This window comes from Candidatus Cloacimonadota bacterium, from assembly GCA_011372345.1.
Taxonomy (GTDB): Bacteria; Cloacimonadota; Cloacimonadia; order Cloacimonadales; family TCS61; genus DRTC01.
In genome coordinates, this window is sequence record DRTC01000663.1 from 1 (window position 1) to 2835 (window position 2835).

Annotated in this window: 2 protein-coding genes; one reads left to right on the forward strand and one right to left on the reverse strand. The window is 35.6% G+C overall.

Features of this window, described 5'->3' with window-relative positions; genetic code table 11:
• Positions 1 to 329: 329 nt before the first annotated feature.
• Positions 330 to 899, forward strand: coding sequence for a hypothetical protein (locus tag ENL20_12715; protein HHE39412.1), 570 nt, complete (start codon positions 330 to 332; stop codon positions 897 to 899).
• A gap of 194 nt (positions 900 to 1093) precedes the next feature.
• On the opposite strand, the gene mgtE is transcribed toward ENL20_12715, so the two are convergent.
• Complete coding sequence (gene mgtE, locus ENL20_12720) at positions 1094 to 2425, reverse strand: magnesium transporter (GenBank protein HHE39413.1); 1332 nt, start codon at positions 2423 to 2425, stop codon at positions 1094 to 1096.
• Positions 2426 to 2835 lie beyond the last annotated feature (410 nt).

Here is a 2835-nt window from a genome sequence, read left to right on the forward strand (position 1 = left end):
AATAAAAATACAACGATTTCTTTTTCAACCACAGAGCACACGGAGAAAACAATTACAATCTATAATCAGAAAGGACAGAAAGTAAGGTCTTTGGAGTGCATTAACTGTGTTAATGCAAAAGCGACGGAGTCGCTTTTCACACATCAACTGGGACGGCAAAGATGGGAACGGAAAATTTGTTAATTCCGGTGTTTATTTTTATACTCTGAAAATGGATGGGAAAGAAGTTGCTTCTAATAAGATGATCGTTTTGCGATAATATGTTAACTATTCGAGTCGTAAGGAGCGTGCGACGGCGACTCGAAACATTTACATCACCCAATGAAAATATGTATTTAAAATCAGTATTACCTGTCCTACTTTTTCTTTTTTCTCAATTATTTTCAGGAAATCTGGAGTTTTTCCGGGAAGACCTGGATTTCGAGATCAAGGGAAATTATTTCCATGTGGATGGCATTTATTATTTCAGGAATAATTCGGATACAGAAATCAAGCGCTTGTTATTCTATCCGTTCCCGCTCGATTCTCTTTATGGAATTGTCGATTCCATGCAGGCGATTTGTTTATCAGATTCTTCCGATTGTATGATTAAAACCAGGGAAAACGGTTTCTCATTTAAAATAAAAATTCTTCCCAACCAAATACAGAAATACAGGTTATCTTATCGACAGAAACTTTTGGGAAACAAAGCCGAATACATCCTAACAACCACGCAAAGATGGGGAAAACCTTTCGAGGAAGTGAATTACAAAATATTGCTCACAAAAGATGTAAAACTCGATTCATTATCATATTTTCCGGATAGTCTGAAAACAGTTGGAGATAAACATATTTTCTATTATCATAAAATAAATTTTATGCCTGATCGGAATATGAAAATTTGGTTTGAGAAATCTTGAAAATGGTTACCAGCAGAGGAATTCTTACAAATAGACCTTTTCAACGGTTGGAGTAAAACTTACCAAGTTTCAAAAACTTGTGAAGTTTTAAAAAGAAATCAAAAATTTGGTAAGTCTCAAATACTTCACAAATTTAGGATGTTAAAAACCATTTATTCAGAGAATCAATTTTACAAACGGAACAGAGTTCCGTGCTACAATAACAAAGTTGCTAATCCCAGAAAAGAAGCAAAACCTCCAATGTCTGTCAGCATGGTAATGATCACACTGGATGCGAGAGCAGGATCGATCTTCAGAGTTTTCATTACCACCGGAATCGAGGAGCCGATCAAACCGGCAATGAACATATTACAGATCATGGCTACTCCCAGAACAACTCCAAGCATGATTTCCCCTTTTAATAAATAAGCGATCAACATGGCGGCAGAACCTATCAGAATTCCATTAATTATCCCGACGGAAATTTCCTTGAAAATCGCTTTCAAGGTATTATGAATCGTTAATTCACCTAATGCAATTCCTCGTGTTATAACCGTTAAAGTTTGCGTTCCTGAATTTCCTCCCAAACCAGCAACGATCGGCATTAAAACTGCGAGAAACGATAATCTGTCAATTGTCTGCTCAAAAATTCCCACAACCGAAGAAACCAGTAGAGCAGTGAATAAATTCAGAGTTAACCAGGGCAGTCTTTTACGGACAGAACTCAAAGGACTCGTAAAAACCCGATCCTCGCTTTCCAATCCTACCATTTTATAGGCATCTTCGGAGGCTTCCTCATCGATAACATCGATAATATCATCAACCGTAATCCTTCCGAGAAGATGGCTCTCATTATCTACGACAGGTAAAATATAGAGATCATATTTCCTGAAAAGATGAGCGACTTTTTCCTGATCCAGATCAACGGTTGCGGAAACAACCTCCTTATCCATAATATCTTCTGCTTTAGTATCCGGTTTTGCTAAAAGCAATCTGGTTATTTCCAAAACTCCAATCAATTTATTCTCAAAATCGACCACAAAAACATAATGGATATTTTCCACATCTTCATAATTCTGTCTGATATATTCGATCATCTCGTCACGTTTCATCTCTTTTTGCAAGGCGATGATCTCGGTCTGCATCAAACCACCAGCAGATTCTTCATCATATTCAAGCAGCTGTTTTATTTCTTCCGAATCCTCTTCATCTATTTTCTCCAAAAGTTCTCTGGAACGATCTTCATCTAATTCGCTGATGATATCTGTTGCTTCGTCGGTTTCCATCTCATCAATGATCTTAACCAGACGATTCTCTTGAATTTCCTTCAGTATCTGTTCCCGCAGTTCGTCATGAAGGTCAGGAAGGACATCCGAGGCATTTTCATCATTCAATAAACGGAAAGTCGATGCTTGATATTCGGAAGGAAGATCGTTGATGATTTGAGCAATATCACCTGAGTGAAGTCGATTCAAATCTTCTTTTAGTTTGTTTATCTTATTTTGTTCAATTAATTCCAGAATATCTTCATAAGCCAATTTTTTCATAATCTGTTCCTTATTTATAATAAGATGATTTGAAATTTTGGATGATGGATTATTTGTCTATGAATATTTTTTGGGAAATTTACTACAAAGGCACAAAAGAAGAAAAATAAATTTAATATAAAATATTCAGTAACAATATCGTTAAGGATTAAGAAACTAATTTTTTTTCAAAAACAAGTTTTGAAAAAAGACCAATCTTCGATTGGGACACATTCTTGTTCCCAAATTCCGATAACATCATCATTCGATGATGAAGGAACACAACTGATAAAGAAATTTCATTTCGGATAATACTTTCTCGCACAAAAAATCAAAGTAAAACTTTTCAGCAATTGCATTCCTTGTCATTGTTCCAATGACATTTTAAAATTTGGGAATGAGGAGAAACAGTAGTTTTGAAAATTTCACGA

Bases quoted from the DNA above. Each gene is read 5' to 3' on its own strand.
- ENL20_12715 (HHE39412.1), top strand. From the start codon at position 330: ATGTATTTAAAATCAGTATTACCTGTCCTACTTTTTCTTTTTTCTCAA.
- mgtE (HHE39413.1), bottom strand. From the start codon at position 2,425: ATGAAAAAATTGGCTTATGAAGATATTCTGGAATTAATTGAACAAAAT.